The organism is Pelagimonas sp. (assembly GCF_050633425.1).
Lineage (GTDB): Bacteria > Pseudomonadota > Alphaproteobacteria > Rhodobacterales > Rhodobacteraceae > Pelagimonas.
The window spans coordinates 77,265-94,393 of record NZ_JBOEGM010000026.1; the positions used below are offsets into that span (position 1 = coordinate 77,265).

A 17,129-nucleotide genomic window follows, 5' to 3' on the forward strand; every position below is an offset into this window, starting at 1 on the left:
TGGTGCCGCCGGGCGTGTTCAGCCCTGTGAACGCATCATGTGCCAACCAGCAAAATTTGACAGCACATTCAGATCAGCATCGTCGCAGTCACATTTCCCTGACGGCTTCGGCAATTTTTGATCGCAACCACATATGCGGGGCCGACACGTGAGTTCTTGCGGTCCAATAGAGATCAATTTGGAATTGCGCGGGAAAGGGACAGGGAACTGTTGCCACGGCATCCCCGAACATCTTGCTGATACGTGTCGGGACCGTCGCAATCATATCGGTTTGCACTAACAGATCGGGGAGGTTTGCCGGGCTTGGCACTTCCATAACAGTGTTTGGGACGTGTCCCGCAGCCTCCATCACCACCAAAAATCGTGACCTAAACGTCCCGCCATAATTCACCACGACTTGCGGTGCGTTGACGAAGCTCTCGACACTGAGGGGGGACGCCGCAAGCGGGTTGGATGGATCCATAACGCAGGCGTATTCTTCGCGCAGCAATGACCGCTTGTAATACCCTGTGTCCTCGATCTTGATCGGGCCGATCAAAATGTCGCTTTCGGAGCGCACCAGCTGTTGCTTCCCCTGGGCCGAAGACGAGATGACTTTGAGCTTAATGCCGGGGGCCTCACGCCGTAAAATACGTGTCACCTGCGGAAGGATTGTTACCCGCTCATAGTAGTTGCAGCTGAGACCGATTTCGACAGCGGCCTCCGCCGGGTCAAACTCTTGTTGCGCGGTCAAGGCCTCAAACCGATCAATCAGCTCACCGGCTTGGGCCGCGATCTCACTGCACCGCTCGGTCGGAACCATACTTGCCCCCTGACGCACAAAAAGCGGGTCGCGGAACACGTCGCGCAGCCGTGTCATCGTGTAGCTTATCGTCGATTGGGTCACACCAAGCGTTTCCGCCGCGCGCGAAAAACTGCCATGCGCATACACCAAACGCAAAGTACGCAGCGCAGCGAAATCCAACGCAAGTGGATCGAGTGGCATCTGTCACCTCCTATCGAATTATTCGATTGTGTATATCAAATCCATCGGATTGCCCAATACTCATTCCATAACTAACGTTTACAAACTGCCTCTTTTTTAGGATCACCCATGACTTCAACTACTTTTCCGGCTCTTCCAGTGGACGATCAGATCACGATCGCGCAGCTGACAGAAAACCCATATGTGATCTACAAACGCTTGCGGGCAGAAGCACCGGTTTTGCGCGTTCCCAGCATTAACAGAATTCTGCTGACCAAGGCTGAAGACACGAAACACGTCAAAGAGAAGTGGGAACTGTTCAGTTCGGATGATCCGCGCACCCCAATGGCGCGTGCGTTTCAGGCCCATACCTTGATGCGCAAAGACGGTGATGAGCACAAACGGGAACGCAATGCCATGGCCCCTGCATTTGCGCCGCGCAACATCAATGGCTGCTGGCAAGAGATTTATACAAAAGTTGCAGAAGACTATGTTGGGCGGCTTCCGCGCGGCGAGACGGTTGATTTGTTTGCTGCGCTGGCAGCCCCCTTTGCAGCGCGGTGTTTGACGCATCTTCTAGGCATTCCAGAAGCGTCAGACAAAGAGATGATCCAGTGGTCGCAGGCGCTGATTGACGGGGCTGGAAATTTCGGCAACGCACCCAAGCTTTACGAGATTTCCGACAAAGCCAACATCGAAATGGACGCGCTGTTCGACACTTGCGTTGAGCGGGTCAAAGCCGAGCCAGACCAATCTGCGCTGTCGGCAATGATCAACGCTGAAAACCCAATTGAGAAAAGCCAAATCTATTCGAACATCAAAATCGCGATTGGCGGTGGCATCAACGAGCCGCGCGATGCTTTGTTGACCATTCTCTATGGATTGCTGACCAACCCAGATCAGCTTGAAGCCTGCAAGTCCGAAAGTCTATGGACCGCAGCGTTTGAAGAGGGCGTGCGCTGGGTGGCCCCCATTCAAGCCAGTTCACGGCTTGTGATGGAAGATACCGAAATCCGTGGTCACGCCATTGCCAAAGGGGAAGTGGTGATGACGGCTCAGGCCTCGGCCTGTCACGACGAAGATCTGTATGACACGCCTGAGGTGTTCGATATCTTTCGACCCAAGGCACCGCATCAGGCGTTTGGGATCGGCCCGCATTTCTGTCAGGGCACCCATATTGCCCGACGGATGGTGGCGCAGATCGTGCTTCCGATGCTGTTCGACCGGTTCCCCGATATCAGTTTGCCAGACCCCAAAGCGGTCAAGTTCTGGGGATTTGGTTTTCGAGGTCCTCTCAGTCTGCCGGTGACAATCAACTGATAACAAAAGAAAATAAGCTAAAGACGCGCATAACAGGGAGGAACCTTATGAAACGTCGTACTATCCTCAAATCCGCTGCCACAGCGATGGCAACCGCTGTAGTGGCGATTGGCCTCATGCCAAGCACCGCGCACGCGCAGGATGTCACATTACGCTTGCACCAATTTCTGCCACCACCCGCAACCGTGCCAAAGCATATCCTTAAACCCTGGGCCGCCGCAGTTGAGGAGCGCGCCGGTGGCAAGCTCAAGATTGAGCATTATGATGCCATGGCCCTTGGCGGCAAACCTCCGGGTCTGATGGATCAGGCCATTGATGGGGTCGCAGACATTACCATGACTGTGGTCGGATATACGCCCGGCCGGTTCCCCCAAACCGAAGTGTTCGAATTGCCGTTCATGATGACCAATCCGGTCGCCACGTCAAAAGCCTTCCAAGACCTGGTCGAATCCGATCTGCAAGCCAGCGAATACAAAGGCGTCAAAGTTCTGGGCGCGTGGGTTCATGGGCCAGGTGTTATTCATACCGCCGCAGGTGTGACCAAGCTTGAAGACATGGAAGGGCTCAAGCTGCGCGGTCCCACCCGAGTGATCAATGATATGCTCAAGGAGCTGGGGGCCACACCGGTCGGATTGCCATTGCCCGCCATTCCTGAGGCCCTGTCAAAAGGCGTTGTGTCCGGGACAGTGATCCCTTGGGAGGTCACACCGGCGATCAAACTCTCGGAGTTGGTAACCCATCATACCGAATTTGTTGGAGATGAAGCGCTATATACGGCCACGATTGTCTTGGTGATGAACCAAGCCAAATATGATAGCCTTCCAGACGACATTCGCGCCGCGATTGATGCTGAATCTGGTCAGAAATTGTCAGAACTGGCGGCTCAGGTGATGTGGGACAACGATGCTCCGGGTCGCGTGATTGCCGAGAAAGCCGGCAACGATATCATTCAGCTCACGCCGGAGGAGGTCGGGCGATTCAAAGAGAAGGCACAGCCGGTTATCGACCGATGGGTGGCTGAAATGGATGGAAAGGGTATCGACGGCCGTGCGCTGATTGAAAGAGCCAAGGGCTTGATCAAGAAGCACGGCGGGTAAATACCCAGACAACAAGGTGAAGGCGTTTCGCGGCGCCTTCCCACTGTGTCGTTTGAGAGCTGATCGCATGGGCTTGCGGGGCGTTTACGGGTAAAGACCATTCGGTGGTGGCAAACCTGCGCTGGGCGCAACTTTGCGCGCCGCTGAGGCTGAACAACTTATGGCCCCCCAAAAAAACGCGCCTGTCAGATGTCCAATTCAGGGAGTGCCTCGGGCATTTGCCCCTGACACATCATACGTTGCATGAGCCGCTGCATCATCTCTGCCTTGATGGCCGAGACACTGGGGTCGTCAAATCGGTTTGCAGTCTCATATGGGTCTGACTTCAAGTCGAAAAGCTCGCCTTGATCTTCGGCATAGAGACAGAGTTTCCAATCATCGTTGCGCAACATCGTGCCGGGCCCAAAAGCGGTTGGCGGCATCGCACCTTTGAGTGTTAGTCCCGGAATCGGCTCCTGTGGTTGTCGGGCCAACATACCAGCATCGGCATAGATGTCGTGCCGTCCAGGTGACGCCCCAACTACGGAACGGGCATGTGATCCGGGTGGCTGACGCAGCCCACATAGGTCAAGCACCGTTGCCATACCGTCCATTAACTCAACTTTGTCGTGATGCACCCCACGTGGCAGGCGTCCGGTCGGATCCCAAAGAATGAGTGGCACCCGCATCAAGCAGTCGTAAAAGGCCGGAATTTTGTGTGTCACACCAAAATCACCGATGAATTCGCCGTGATCACTCCAAAACAAGACGATTGTATTGTCCAACAGATCAAGCGCTTGCAACCGATCCAACACCCGCCCGACCTGATCATCGACATAGCGGATCTGACCAGCATAGATCGCCATGGCGCGCTTCAGCTCATCTTGAGGCATGTTGATTTCGTTGCTGTGAATCCGCCAATTTGTCAGCCGTTTGATTTCGCCGTCGACCGCCGCCTGCCGATAATTCGGCGGCAGGTCAAATTGCTCTGGGTCAAACAACGAGGAGTAAGGCTCGGGGCAAGCAAAGAACGGGTGCGGGTCTTGGTAATTCAACGTAACAAAGAACGGTTTTTTCTTCTTGGCGTTTCGCTGGATGAAGTCCAACCCGGCGTCGGTCAACCGTTTGGTGAGGTTCCATTTTGAATCGATCTCAAGACTGGTGCTGTCCCAGGCGTTGATGTATTTCGGATGCCCGCCCATGATGCCGATGCAAATGTCTTCGCCTTCGTCATAGAGGCTTCCGATCACATTGCCTTTGAAGCAATGATCCTTGCCCCAAATACCGCGCAGATATCCTGCATTTCCAAGAATCCGCAGCGCATTTGGTCGGGCCTGATTATAGGTGCCGCCGTATTGACGCACGCCGTGCTCATTGGGGTATTTACCGGTCAAAAAACTGGTTCTGCTCGGGCCGCACATCGGGCTTGAGGCGAAGGCGTATTCGAACCGCGTCCCCATTGCCGCCAGCCGATCAATATTGCGCGTGTTGATGAACGGGTGCCCATAGCATGAGGCATAGTCCCATCGCATTTGATCAGGGTTTATGACGACAATGTTTGGGCGCATGTCGGTCCGAATTCTGGGTGTTGGAACCTATAGTCGAAGCGCTCAATTTCAGGGGCAAACTTCTCGGCAACGAGGTCAACAAGGCTTTGATCAGTATAGTATGCACGATAGTCTGACCGACGGGAGACGTTGATTTGGGGTAAATCTAGATCGCCGATGCCAAGCTGGGCACAGAGGGCCGCAAAATCGTCGTCCAAATGCTCAAACCGCAGGACGAAATCGAGGTTATCAAACGGGTCATCCGATTGTCCGGGCAATGACAGGAAATAAGCGTGGGGTTGAACTGTTTCGCGGATAAAGGTCTCGAAGCGCTTTGGTGTCCACTCAACCTCCCCCCGGTGGGGAGAGAAAAAGAAAGAGACACAGCGATCCCACGGATTGCGCACGCAGGTCACTTTGGACAGCTTCGCAAATTCGTCAACTGTGAGTTGTTGTTGATAATCTTGCAGGGTCGAATGTTTGTGGATGTCGAGCCGGGGAGACCGGATTTCAAACCGCTCAACACCATCGTGATGCGGACCCGTCAATACCATACGATCATCGCTGAACGGAAGCAGGACTCTTTGAATTGAGTTTCCACCTGTCTTCGGGACGTGGATGAAAAGGAAGTTACGGCTCTTTGAAAGCATCAATATTGCTCTTATGAATGCGCCAGTTTACTGGATTGGTGCCAAGTCGTTTCAGCAATTTCAGGCGCTATCATTGGCCCGCTCTGCCAGTGATACAGTAGATTTCGATTAGGGCCATTGCAAGTGACATAGGGGCAAGTCGCCCAAACTCTATGTCAATTCGCCTACGCCGTGGACGGAAAAGCCGGAAAATTCCAAAAGAGCGGAGCTGGGATGTGATTGGTTTTTGGCTTACAGACCGGTCGTAGGCAGGGGGGCACCATAAGAAACTCGCGCTGCTGTTCACTCAAAATGGTCTTCTGTCTCGGGAGAAAGTTGTTTTTCATGAGTGGTTTATGGCGCGCGCATTCGCCTCGCGCATAGGCAATTCAAAATAAGCATTGGTTAATTGCCCCGTGCATACACTACGACTCCTGCCATCGTTCTTGGGGGCCAATTGCGGCTTCTGATACGGAGGGAGAAACTAATGAATCAATTCATCCGCATTGCTGCGGTTGGTGCGATGACCGCGCTGAGCGGCATGGCAGCCCATGCAGAAACAACCGTTAAGGTGGCTTATGACGCGGACCCAGTATCGCTGGACCCGCATGAGCAACTGTCCGGCGGCACATTGCAGCTGTCGCACATGGTGTTTGACCCGCTGGTGCGCTGGACACAGGATCTACAGTTCGAAGCACGTCTGGCCGAAAGCTGGGAACAGATCGACGCAACGACAACGCGCTTTAAACTGCGTCCGGGCGTGACGTTCCATTCGGGCAACGCGCTGACAGCAAATGATGTCGATTGGACGTTTGATCGCCTCAAAGAAAGCCCCGATTTCAAGGGTATCTTCGCGCTGTTTACAGATGTTGAAGTGGTCGATGACATGACCTTTGACCTCAAAACATCCGAGCCTTACCCACTGGTTCTGCACACCGCGACCTACATCTTCCCAATGGACAGCGCGTTTTACACTGGCCAAACCGAGGACGGCAAAGACAAGGCCGAGCTGGTCAAGCACGGCGATAGCTTTGCGTCGCGCAACGTGTCTGGCACTGGTCCCTTTGTTGTGAGTGAGCGTGAGCAGGGCGTCAAAGTCGTGTTTGACCGTTTTGACGGTTATTGGGATGCGGCAAGCCCCGGCAACGTGGATAAGATCGTTTTGACCCCGATCAAGGAAGACCCAACCCGCGTGGCGGCCCTTTTGTCTGGCGATGTTGATTTCATCGCGCCCGTGCCTCCAACCGATCTTAAGCGTGTTCAAGACGCTGATGGCGTTGATCTGATCACCATGGCCGGAACCCGCATCATCACTTTCCAGATGAACCAGGATCGTGTCGAAGCGTTCAAAGATGCCCGTGTGCGTCAGGCGATCGACTATGCTGTGAACAACGCCGGGATCGTTGATCGTATCATGCGTGGCTTTGGCACCGTTGGTGCGCAGGCGTCGCCAGCCGGCTACCTTGGATATAACGAAGCCCTGACACCGCGTTTCGACGTTGAAAAAGCCAAGGCTTTGATGGCCGAAGCCGGTTATGCCGATGGGTTTTCGATCACAATGATGGCGCCGAACAACCGCTATGTGAACGACGACAAGATCGCTCAGGCGGTTGCGTCCATGCTCTCCAAGATCAACATCAAAGTTGACCTTCAGACGATGCCAAAGGCCCAGTACTGGCCCAAGTTTGACGAACGCGCTGCGGACATGATGATGATCGGTTGGCACGCAGATACCGAAGACTCGGCCAATTTCCACCAGTTCCTGTCGGCTTGCCCCGATGCGGATAGCGGCAATGGTCAGTACAATTCGGGCGCATATTGCAACGCCGCCGCGGACAAGCTGATGATGGACTCAAACTCTGAGACCGACGCCGCCAAGCGCGCCGCAATGCTGCAAGAGCTCGAAGGCATTCTGTACGAAGACGCGGCGTTTATCCCGCTGCATTGGCAGAACCTTGCATGGGGCGCACGCTCTGGTGTTCAGGCGGGCAAAATTGTGAACGCTCTGAACTTCCCTTACTTTGGTGACCTCGTGGTCGAGTAAGGCTCCTTTGTCGGGGCGGGCCTATATCCGCCCCGACGTTTTGGCTCCGACTTTTGACCCCACGTTTTAGCCCCGGCGTTTTCGTCTGGCTTTTCCCGGCGGGTCGCAGCTCACTGACCCTGACCGAAACCTCGTTCATTATTACCTGAATACGCCGCGCTTGTTTTGCGCTATGGACCGCGCGTACCCAGCTAACAGTGAACCATAGCAAAGGTGGTGGTATGCTCGCCTACCTCGTCAAACGACTTTTCCAAGCCATTGCGGTGATGCTCGCCATCTCGTTGATCGGCTTTGCCATTCAAGACAATCTCGGCGATCCGCTGCGTGAATTGGTTGGCCAATCGGTGTCCGAAGAAACGCGCCAAGAATTGCGCGATGAGCTTGGGTTAAATGACAGCTTTCTCAAGCAATACACCCGGTTCTTAGGCAACGCGATTCAAGGCGATCTGGGCACATCCTACTTCTTCAAGGAACCGGCTCTTGATGTCATTCTCAAGAAGCTGCCTGCCACGTTGGAATTGGTGCTGGGCGCGACGATCATTATTGTCGGGCTGTCGGTGCCGCTGGGCGTGTACACCGCGATCAAGCCCAACAGCGTGGCGTCCAAGATCATCATGGGGGCGTCGATCATCGGTATTTCAATCCCGGTTTTCCTGACGGCGATCTTGATGATCTTTTTGTTTTCGGTCGAACTGCAATGGCTGCCGAGCTATGGGCGCGGCGATGTTGTTCATGTGTTTGGCTCGTGGCACACCAACTTTGCCAATCTGGATGGCTGGGCGCATATCTTGCTGCCTTCGATTGCGCTGGCCTCGATCATGTTGCCGCTGTTTGTGCGTCTGATCCGGGCCGAGATGATGGAAGTTTTGCAATCCGAATATGTCAAATACGCCAAGGCCAAGGGCATTCATCCCGGTCGTATCTACTTCGTTCATGCTTTGAAAAACACGCTATTGCCGGTGATCACCGTTGGGGGTGTCCAGATCGGGACGATGGTGGCCTACACCATACTGACCGAAACCGTGTTTCAATGGCCCGGCATGGGCTTCATGTTCCTTGAGGCGGTGAACCGCGTCGATACCCCGCTGATCGTGGCCTATCTGATTGTTGTCGGCTTTATCTTTGTGGTCACCAACACCATCGTCGATTTGATCTATGGGCTTGTGAATCCAACCGTAAACTTGGCGAGGATGGGCGCATGAGCACTGTTACAACCAACGCCGACCCAAGCCGCTTGGACCGGATCTGGAATTCCAACATGGCCTATAGCTTCCGACGCAATCCGGTGGCGGTGGTCTCTCTGGCGATTTTCCTTGTCATTGCGGTTTTGTCTTTGCTGGCCCCGATTGTCGCGCCGTTTGATCCCTATGATCCGGCATCCATGGACATCATGAACAGCGAATACCCCCCGGTTTGGGTGGATGGAGCAGATCCGCAGTTTATTCTGGGAACTGATGATCAGGGCCGTGATCTGTGGTCGACAATCCTATATGGCACGCGTTTGTCGTTGTTGATCGGGTTGTGTGCGGTGGGTCTGCAAGCCTTTCTCGGCATCTCTATTGGCCTGATCGCTGGTTACATCGGCGGGCGTCTCGACAGTCTGTTGATGCGTCTGGCGGATATTCAGCTGTCGTTTTCCACCCTGATGGTGGCAATCATTTTCCTTGCGGTGACGCAGGCGATGTTTGGCTCTGAGACCTTCAACCAATATGCGGTTTTCTTTCTGATCGCGGTGATCGGTGTCGCCGAATGGCCGCAATATGCGCGGACCGTGCGCGCCACTGTGCTGGCCGAGAAAAAGAAAGAATATGTCGATAGCGCCCGCGTGCTTGGCTTTGGCCCGCTGCGCATCATGGTGCGGCACATCCTGCCCAACTCGCTTTCGCCAATCTTTGTGATCTCGACCGTCCAGGTCGCCAACGCGATCATTTCCGAGGCCTCGCTTAGTTTCCTTGGTCTTGGCATGCCGCCAAGCCAACCCTCGCTTGGCTCGCTGATTTCATCGGGCTTCGATTATATCTTTTCCGGGAGCTGGTGGATCACCGCCATTCCCGGTGTGGTGCTGGTGGTTCTGGTGCTGGTGATCAACCTTTTGGGCGATTGGATGCGCGACGTCCTGAACCCGAAACTGTACAAAGGATAAGCGGCATGTCTTTGCTTTCCGTACGTGACCTGACCGTTAAATTCGCAATGCGCGATCAAACGGTTACCGCCCTTGATCAGATCAGCTTTGACCTAGGCAAAGGCGAACGCCTTGGCATCGTTGGGGAATCTGGTGCGGGTAAATCCATCACCGGGTTTTCGTTGATGAACCTACTGAGCCGCCCTGGCTTTATCGACAGTGGGTCGATCAATTTTGAAGGCCGCGAGATTGCCGGCCTGTCCGACAAAGAGATGCGCCCCATTCGTGGTAACCGCATGGCGATGATCTTTCAGGATCCGATGGTCACGCTCAACCCGGTTTTGACCATTGGCCAACAGATGGTTGAGACGCTTCAGGCGCATCGCAAGCTGTCCAAAGCCGACGCCGAGCAGATTTCGATCATGAAGCTGCGCGAAGTGTACATTCCCTCGCCAGAAGACCGTCTCGGGCAATATCCGCATGAGCTTTCTGGTGGGATGCGCCAGCGGATCGTTATCGCCATGGCACTGTTGCTTGAGCCGGAACTGATCATCGCGGACGAACCAACCACCGCGCTGGATGTGACCATTCAGGCCGACATTATGGAGCTTCTGCTTGAGCTGTGTACGTCGAATATGGTCGGCCTGATCCTGATCACCCACGATCTGGGTGTCGTGAGTCAAATGACCGAACGCACGCTGGTCATGTATGCCGGTCGCATCATCGAAGCGGGCAAAACCCGCGAGATCATCAACGACCCGCAGCACCCTTATACTCAAGGCTTGATCAACGCGTTGCCGCAGCAAACATTGCCCGGTCAGCGCCTGAAACAGATCCCCGGCAATATGCCCGGATTGACGGCCATTCCCGATGGCTGCCCTTTTGCGCCGCGTTGTCCATATGCCGTCGACAATTGCCGCCGTGTCCGGCCTGAAATTGTGTCCTATGCCAATGTCGAAGTGGCCTGCCACGAAGTGAACCGGCTGCACAACACCGTGCTTGAGGATAAAAGCGCATGAAGGATTTCACCAACGAGACGGCTCAGGACGCAATCCTTGAGCTAAAGAACCTTGAGAAACGGTTTGAGCTGGACAAGGGCTTCCTTGAAAAACTGACCTTCAAAAACGGAAAATTCACCATCCAAGAGCGCGCTGTGCATGCGGTCAACAACGTGTCGCTAGATGTGAGACGCGGCGAGGCCTTGTGCGTGGTTGGTGAGTCAGGCTGTGGGAAGTCCACGGTGGCGCGGCTGGTTGCTGGTTTGCTCGATCCATCCGGCGGTGAAATCCATTATGATGGCACCCGGATCGACAATAAGTCGTGGCGCGAACTTATGGGTATGCGCAAAAAGATGCAGATGATTTTCCAAAACCCCTATGCATCTTTGAATCCGCGCATGACCATTCAACAAGCGCTGGAGGAGCCGGTTCGTTACCACAGCCCCAGCCTGTCACGCAGTGATGTGCGCGCCAAAGTGGCTGAGGTTATGCAATCTGTTGGTGTCGATCCGTCATGGTCATCCCGCTATCCGCACGAATTCTCCGGTGGTCAGCGCCAGCGTATCGCTATTGCGCGCGCCCTGACAGTGGACCCGGAGTTTGTGATCGCAGATGAACCCATCTCGGCGCTGGACGTGTCCATTCAGGCGCAGGTACTGAACCTGATGCTAGAGGCCAAAGAAGAGCGTGGGCTGACCTATCTGTTCATCACCCATGACCTTTCGGTTGTGCAACATTTCGGCACGCGGGTTGTGGTTTTGTATCTGGGATCGGTTTGCGAATTGTCCGATACGGCGACGCTGTTTAACAACCCCAAGCATCCCTATACGCGGGCGTTGTTGTCGGCCGTGCCTCAGCTCAAGGATGACAAACCGAACCATATCCGGCTCAAGGGTGAAATTCCGACCCCGATCAATATGCCCACCGGCTGCCCGTTTGCGTCGCGATGTGCCTCGGCGGACAACCGATGCCTCTCGGAAAAGCCGCGCCCGCTGGCTCAACCTGATGGCGCGATGGTGGCTTGTCATGCAGTAGAAGAAGGGCGACTGTCGGATTAAGTGATTTCTGACATTGATCAAGACAGGACCTGGTACACCACGCTAGGTCCTATGACGTAGCCTCGGCAACACGGATACCCGGCAATTGGACATCATCTGGCTCAGAGATTTTGAGGCATTGGTTGCGCAGAAGAATTTCTCGCGCGCTGCTGAAGAGCGCAATGTCTCTCAGCCAGCGTTTTCGCGCCGTATTCGCGCGCTTGAGGATACGGTGGGGGTCAAACTGATCAACCGCCAAACCTTGCCCCTGTCCCTGACCCCAGCAGGAGAGGTGTTTTTGTCTCAGGCGCGGGTCATGCTGCGTACCTATGAGGAAACGATTGAACGCTGCCAAATCATTGATGCCGCGGGTGAAAATGTCATTCGATTTGCGACATCCCAGTCGCTTTATATGACCCATTACAAGACCCATATCGCGCCACTGGTCGAAGAAGGTGGGCTCGATATTGACCTCAATTCCACATCCTGGGCGGCGGATCAGTTCGTTTCAGCGCTGCAGCAGGGCTATTGCGATGTGATCTTGACCTATTGGCATCCCACGATGGATTTCTTGGCCCCGCTAGAGGCGAGCCAATGTGAATACGTTACTCTGAACCGAGACGACTTTATTCCCGTTGCGAAGTCGGGGGGGGATGGGCCGCTGTTTCATATGGGCAAAGGGCAGAACAAGCCCGTGCCCCTGTTGTCATATGGCACCGCATCGGCCCTGCGAACGGTTGTTGATGCGATGCTGCGAAAACATATCGAAGGGCCTAAAATTCTGGTAATGAACCGCAATGTTCTGGCGATTTCGGTCAAAGCGATGATCCTGGAAGGCTTTGGCATGGGCTGGTTGCCCCGAGAGCTTTGCCGTGGTGATCTTGAGGACGGGCGGTTGCAACAAATCGGCGACGACAGCTTTGTCGAAGAGCTGGAAGTCCGCCTATATCGCAGTGTGGAAAACAAAAAGCCCACTCTGAAAACTTTGTGGGACACCATTAAGGCCGCCCCTGCTTGACAAAAGGGGCTTCGGTTTCGCATTGAACGCCTCGTTCGCAATAAGGATGCCACTGTGATGAGATCTGTCGGGCGTATCGGATGGCGCAAGCCCCTTTTTGTCGCTCCGGGATTGATGGGCGAAGAAAAGTTTGGCCGCCGCATGAGGGCGCATCTCGGCCGAACCCGCCCGATCTACATGATGCAGCGTGTTATGAATGGCACCGCCTATGAAACCGATCTGACGCGGATGGGGCAACAGCACGCCAAGGAGATTATGGCGCTCCAACCGACGGGGCCATATCATTTGCTTGGCTATTCTTTTGGTGGACAAGTCGCCTTTTCCACCGCAGTCGCGTTGCAACAAGCAGGGCAAAAGGTGGCGTTTGTCGGAATCTTGGACGAAGACGCCGACGTGCATCGGCGGATTTTCAATATAAAAAACGCCATGGTGGACGCGCAGGAAATTTTGGCGGCTGGGCGCCAGGCCATTTTTGCCAATCCGTTGTTGCACTTCGATGGAAAAGTGACGCTCTTTCGTGCGCGCATTTGGTCCGGTTGGCGCGCGCCTCCTCCCGCGCTGGATTGGGAGTTTTTGGCCGATGGGGGCGTCGACGTCTTCAATCTGGATTATGCACATCTTGATTTCCCGTCGTCATCAGCGATGCAAGACTGGGCCCCGTTGCTGCGACAAGAGTTGGCGCATTGCGGCGGGCATTTTCTCTACGCAAAGCGCAAAAAGCCGATGTTTGTGGCGTCGCGTTGCGATGCGGTGCCGCCTCCAGCTTTTGAGGCGTTTCGCATGGCTCAGGTCGGTGACCGGGAGGCCGAAATCGCCTTGTATACGCAGGCGCTGGAGCAAAATCCGCAGGCCCCGGATTGGGTGCGGATCAATCTTGCTAACGCTTATCTCTATCAAATGAATGATCCGATCCGTGCCCATGAGGTATTGCGCCCGTGTTTGACCACTCAGCAACCGGCCCTGCCTCAACATGTTGTTGCGGTGAATTGTCTGAATGCGATCGGGGATCGTGCCCAAACCGAGGCCTTTGTTACGTCTTGTTGGCGTCTTGATAACAGACGTGCCTCTGACTGGATCACGCTCGGGGTGGTCATGCTTTGGGGGCACAAGCATGCAGATGCTCAAAAGGCATTTGAGAAAGCGATCGAGGTCGAGCCAACAAGGACAGATGCCTACAAGCGGCTCTATGATCTGCTTCGAAGCCTGGACCAAAAGGATGAGGCGGAACAACTTGTTCGTAACGCCATTGAGCGTGGCTATGCTTCGGTTTTCTTGTTGACGTTGTTAGGCGAAACTTTGCTCGACCGTGGCGCGTTTACAGAAGCGCGGTCACACTTGGAAACGGCCTTGGCCGAGGGGCCGTTTAACGCACGCACCACCGTAGCGCATTGCCGTGTCTTGGCTGAACTGGGCGAGATTGCCCAAGCCAAGACACTGGCCGAAGCCGGTTTGGCGATAGAAAACCGACATCACCGGTTGCACATCATCCTTGGTGAGCTGTGCATCAAACAGGGGCTGCTGGGGGAAGCTGAAGAGAATTTTGCGACCGCAATCCGCCTTCAACCGACGGATGCCAATGGCTGGGTTGCGCTTGCATCGCTTTATGTTGAGCAGGGCCGGACACAAGATCTCATTGCTCTAAGAGAGCGGGCACCAGACGATGTGGCGCAAACCTATCGGTTTCGTGTGGCTGCCGGGCTAGAGACGGCCTAGAGTGACCTGCCCCCCGCAGCACCAATTGGGGGGCAAACCAATTGGTGCTGCGGGGGGCTGGAACTTAGCCGTCCTTGCGCACCCGTGCGGCGGATTTATCGGCAAACGCAGCGAGACGTTCACGGGCTGGGGCCTGTGTGTTCACCACACCCGCGACCACCGATTCCGCATAGGCCGCATCCAGCGGCGACATGTTTTGCATGTGGCTGATGGCCGAACAAATTGCGAAATTGGTCAACGGCAGGTTTTCAGCCGTGCGCCGCGCGATCTCCAACGCTTTGTCCATCACCGAGCCTTCGACCAGGTATTGGGCCAAATGAAGGTCGAGCGCCTCTTGACCGTGGTAAACACGCCCGGTCAGCATCATGTCGATCATCCGGTCTTTGCCAACCAGATCAGCGACCCGGATCGTTGCGCCACCTCCTGTGAACAGCCCGCGTTGCCCCTCGGGGAGCGCGAAATAGGTGGTTTCGTTCATCACGCGGATGTGAGCCGAACTGGCAAGCTCAAGCCCGCCGCCAACCACGGCCCCCTGACAGGCGGCAATCACTGGTACACCACCATATTCCATCTTGTTAAACGCCTCGTGCCAGCGCAGGCAGACATGCATGAAATCCGCCGGAGAACGGTCAGCGTCATGGTGTTCGATCAGATCAAGACCGGCGCAAAAGTGATCACCAGACCCGGCGAGAACCACAGCTTTGACCCCGGCACGCGGGGCGACAGAAAAGAAATCAACCAGCTCATCAATGGTATCAAGATCCAGCGCATTGCGTTTGTGGGCGCGGTTCATTGTAATCACCCAGACCCCATCATCATGGGCATCTAGGTCAAGGTTTTTGAAGCGGGCTTTGTCGATTGTTAGGGTCATTTCAGTGTCCTTTCGGGTCAAAACACAGCAGAGAGAAGGGCGTCGGCCCCTTCTACGATGCGGGCGCGTTGTGCGGCGGTATCGACCAGAATGTGATCGGCATAAAAACGGGCAGTGGCGATTTTGGCGTTGAGGAAGGCGGGATCGCCGCCTTGGTCCTTGGCGGTTTCAGCAGCCAGCAAAGCACGGCCAAGTTGCCAGGCTGCGACCAGATTACCGGCAAGCATCAGATAGGGGACCCCGGCACCAAAGGCCGCATTGGGATTGGTCTTGGCCGTGTCGAGCATATAAGCGACGACATCTTCGAAATCGGTTCGCGCTTCGAGCAGGCGTTTGCCAACGGCGCGTGCCGCCTCTGATCCCGCCGCGAGGCTGGTTTCCGTTTCGGCAATCATCGCCGCAAGGCGCATCGCCGTGACGCCGCCATCCCGCAGAGTTTTGCGCCCGACCAGATCGTTGGCCTGAATGGCGGTTGTGCCCTCGTAAATGGGAAGAATACGGGCGTCGCGGTAGTGCTGGGCCGCGCCGGTTTCTTCGATAAATCCCATGCCGCCATGCACCTGGACCCCACAAGACGCGACTTCGACCGCCATTTCGGTGCTGTACCCTTTGACCAATGGCGTCAGGAACTCCGATAAATCAGCGGCGTGTTTGTCACCCTTGTGGTGACCCAGATCCTGCCAAGCCGCGGCGACACAGGCCATGGCGCGATTGCCCTCGGTCAGCGCCTTCATCCGCATCAGCAAACGGCGAACATCTGGGTGGTTGATGATCGGAACGGCGTCGCGGGATGTCCCGTCAACGGGGCGGCTTTGCACCCGGTCTTGGGCATAGCTCAGCGCCTGTTGATAGGCGCGTTCGGAAATGGCAATGCCCTGCACGCCAACGGCGAAACGCGCGGCATTCATCATGGTGAACATGTATTCCAGCCCGGCGTGCTCTTGCCCGATCAAGAACCCGGTGGCCCCTTCGAATTCCAAAACCGCTGTGGGGCTGGCTTTGATGCCCAGTTTGTGTTCGACGCTGACACAGCGTACCGCGTTGCGGTCCTCGGGTGCGCCGTCTGCGCCGACCATGTATTTTGGCACCAAAAACAGGCTGATGCCTTTGACACCTTTGGGCGCGTCAGGCAGGCGGGCAAGCACCAGATGAATGGTGTTTTCGGCCATGTCATGTTCGCCGTAGGTGATAAAAATCTTGGTGCCAGTGATGGTATAACTGCCATCGGCGTTTGGGTCGGCACGACTGCGCAACAATGCCAAATCACTGCCGGCTTGTGGTTCAGTCAGGTTCATCGTGCCGGTCCATTCACCGGTGATGAGCTTTTCCAAATAGACCGCTTTTTGTTGCTCGGATCCAGCGGTGAGCAGGGCCTCGACGGCACCGTCCGTCAACAATTGGCACAAGGCAAAGCTCATGTTCGCAGCGTTCAAAATTTCTGTCGCGGCTGCGCCCACAACGCGGGGCAGGCCTTGGCCGCCATGCTCGGCGGTGTGGGGCAGGCCAGGCCAGCCCATCTCAACACATTTGCCATAGGCGTCCGCAAACCCATCGGGCAACACCACTTTACCATTGGCATAGTTTGACCCGACTTCATCCCCAGAAGCGTTGAGCGGCGCGATCTCCTCCGAGCAAAATTTGCCAAACTCTTCAAGCACTGCTTGCACGTCGTCCAATTCAAAGTCGGAATAGGCGGGCAGGGCGGTTAGATCAGACCAACCGCTAAGATGTTGAATGTTAAAGGTGATGTCCTGAACCGGCGCGCGGAATGTCATAGAGGCCTCTTCATT

At 55.4% G+C, this 17,129-nt stretch carries 14 protein-coding genes; 9 read left to right on the plus strand and 5 right to left on the minus strand.

The window, feature by feature from the left end; all coding sequences use genetic code 11:
* Positions 1 to 88: 88 nt before the first annotated feature.
* A complete protein-coding gene (locus ACRBB0_RS21420; protein ID WP_431376509.1) occupies positions 89 to 985 on the minus strand; it encodes a LysR family transcriptional regulator in 897 nt (298 codons plus the stop codon).
* 108 nt (positions 986 to 1,093) lie between these two features.
* Between ACRBB0_RS21420 and ACRBB0_RS21425 the strand changes: the two genes are divergently transcribed.
* Both ACRBB0_RS21425 and ACRBB0_RS21430 read left to right on the plus strand, forming a co-directional pair.
* Positions 1,094 to 2,284, plus strand: coding sequence for a cytochrome P450 (locus tag ACRBB0_RS21425; RefSeq protein WP_431376510.1), 1,191 nt, complete (start codon positions 1,094 to 1,096; stop codon positions 2,282 to 2,284).
* A 47-nt stretch (positions 2,285 to 2,331) separates the two neighbouring features.
* Positions 2,332 to 3,381, plus strand: coding sequence for a TRAP transporter substrate-binding protein (locus ACRBB0_RS21430; protein ID WP_431376511.1), 1,050 nt, complete (start codon positions 2,332 to 2,334; stop codon positions 3,379 to 3,381).
* Between the two features lie 185 nt (positions 3,382 to 3,566).
* Here ACRBB0_RS21430 and ACRBB0_RS21435 read toward each other — a convergent pair whose 3' ends face one another.
* Entirely contained in the window at positions 3,567 to 4,928 is a 1,362-nt protein-coding gene (locus tag ACRBB0_RS21435) for a sulfatase family protein (protein WP_431376512.1), read from the minus strand.
* Complete coding sequence (locus ACRBB0_RS21440; RefSeq protein ID WP_431376513.1) at positions 4,904 to 5,557, minus strand: sulfotransferase family 2 domain-containing protein; 654 nt, start codon at positions 5,555 to 5,557, stop codon at positions 4,904 to 4,906. Before ACRBB0_RS21440 ends, ACRBB0_RS21435 begins: the two co-directional genes overlap by 25 nt.
* Before the next feature lie 466 nt (positions 5,558 to 6,023).
* On the opposite strand from ACRBB0_RS21440, the gene ACRBB0_RS21445 reads away from it, so the two are divergent.
* The 7 genes from ACRBB0_RS21445 to ACRBB0_RS21475 all read left to right on the plus strand — a co-directional run bounded on the left by ACRBB0_RS21445 (position 6,024) and on the right by ACRBB0_RS21475 (position 14,468).
* A complete protein-coding gene (locus ACRBB0_RS21445; protein ID WP_431376514.1) occupies positions 6,024 to 7,580 on the plus strand; it encodes an ABC transporter substrate-binding protein in 1,557 nt (518 codons plus the stop codon).
* A gap of 221 nt (positions 7,581 to 7,801) precedes the next feature.
* On the plus strand, positions 7,802 to 8,782 hold the full coding sequence (locus tag ACRBB0_RS21450; protein WP_431376515.1) for an ABC transporter permease: 981 nt from the start codon (positions 7,802 to 7,804) through the stop codon (positions 8,780 to 8,782).
* Positions 8,779 to 9,723 carry an ABC transporter permease gene (locus tag ACRBB0_RS21455; RefSeq protein ID WP_431376516.1) on the plus strand — a complete coding sequence of 315 codons (945 nt, stop codon included), beginning with the start codon at positions 8,779 to 8,781 and terminating at the stop codon, positions 9,721 to 9,723. Before ACRBB0_RS21450 ends, ACRBB0_RS21455 begins: the two co-directional genes overlap by 4 nt.
* A gap of 5 nt (positions 9,724 to 9,728) precedes the next feature.
* Positions 9,729 to 10,721 (plus strand): ABC transporter ATP-binding protein, encoded by a 993-nt coding sequence (locus tag ACRBB0_RS21460; protein ID WP_431376517.1) that lies wholly within the window; start codon positions 9,729 to 9,731, stop codon positions 10,719 to 10,721.
* Positions 10,718 to 11,758 carry an ABC transporter ATP-binding protein gene (locus ACRBB0_RS21465; protein WP_431376518.1) on the plus strand — a complete coding sequence of 347 codons (1,041 nt, stop codon included), beginning with the start codon at positions 10,718 to 10,720 and terminating at the stop codon, positions 11,756 to 11,758. The genes ACRBB0_RS21460 and ACRBB0_RS21465 overlap by 4 nt, the downstream gene beginning before the upstream one ends.
* An 85-nt stretch (positions 11,759 to 11,843) precedes the next feature.
* Positions 11,844 to 12,755: a LysR family transcriptional regulator gene (locus ACRBB0_RS21470; protein WP_431376519.1), complete on the plus strand. Its 912-nt coding sequence runs from the start codon at positions 11,844 to 11,846 to the stop codon at positions 12,753 to 12,755.
* 57 nt (positions 12,756 to 12,812) lie between these two features.
* Positions 12,813 to 14,468, plus strand: a complete 1,656-nt coding sequence (locus ACRBB0_RS21475) for a tetratricopeptide repeat protein (RefSeq protein ID WP_431376569.1) — start codon at positions 12,813 to 12,815, stop codon at positions 14,466 to 14,468.
* A 64-nt stretch (positions 14,469 to 14,532) separates the two neighbouring features.
* Here ACRBB0_RS21475 and ACRBB0_RS21480 read toward each other — a convergent pair whose 3' ends face one another.
* Both ACRBB0_RS21480 and ACRBB0_RS21485 read right to left on the minus strand, forming a co-directional pair.
* Complete coding sequence (locus tag ACRBB0_RS21480; protein ID WP_431376520.1) at positions 14,533 to 15,339, minus strand: crotonase/enoyl-CoA hydratase family protein; 807 nt, start codon at positions 15,337 to 15,339, stop codon at positions 14,533 to 14,535.
* Between the two features lie 17 nt (positions 15,340 to 15,356).
* Positions 15,357 to 17,114 carry an acyl-CoA dehydrogenase gene (locus ACRBB0_RS21485; RefSeq protein WP_431376521.1) on the minus strand — a complete coding sequence of 586 codons (1,758 nt, stop codon included), beginning with the start codon at positions 17,112 to 17,114 and terminating at the stop codon, positions 15,357 to 15,359.
* Positions 17,115 to 17,129 lie beyond the last annotated feature (15 nt).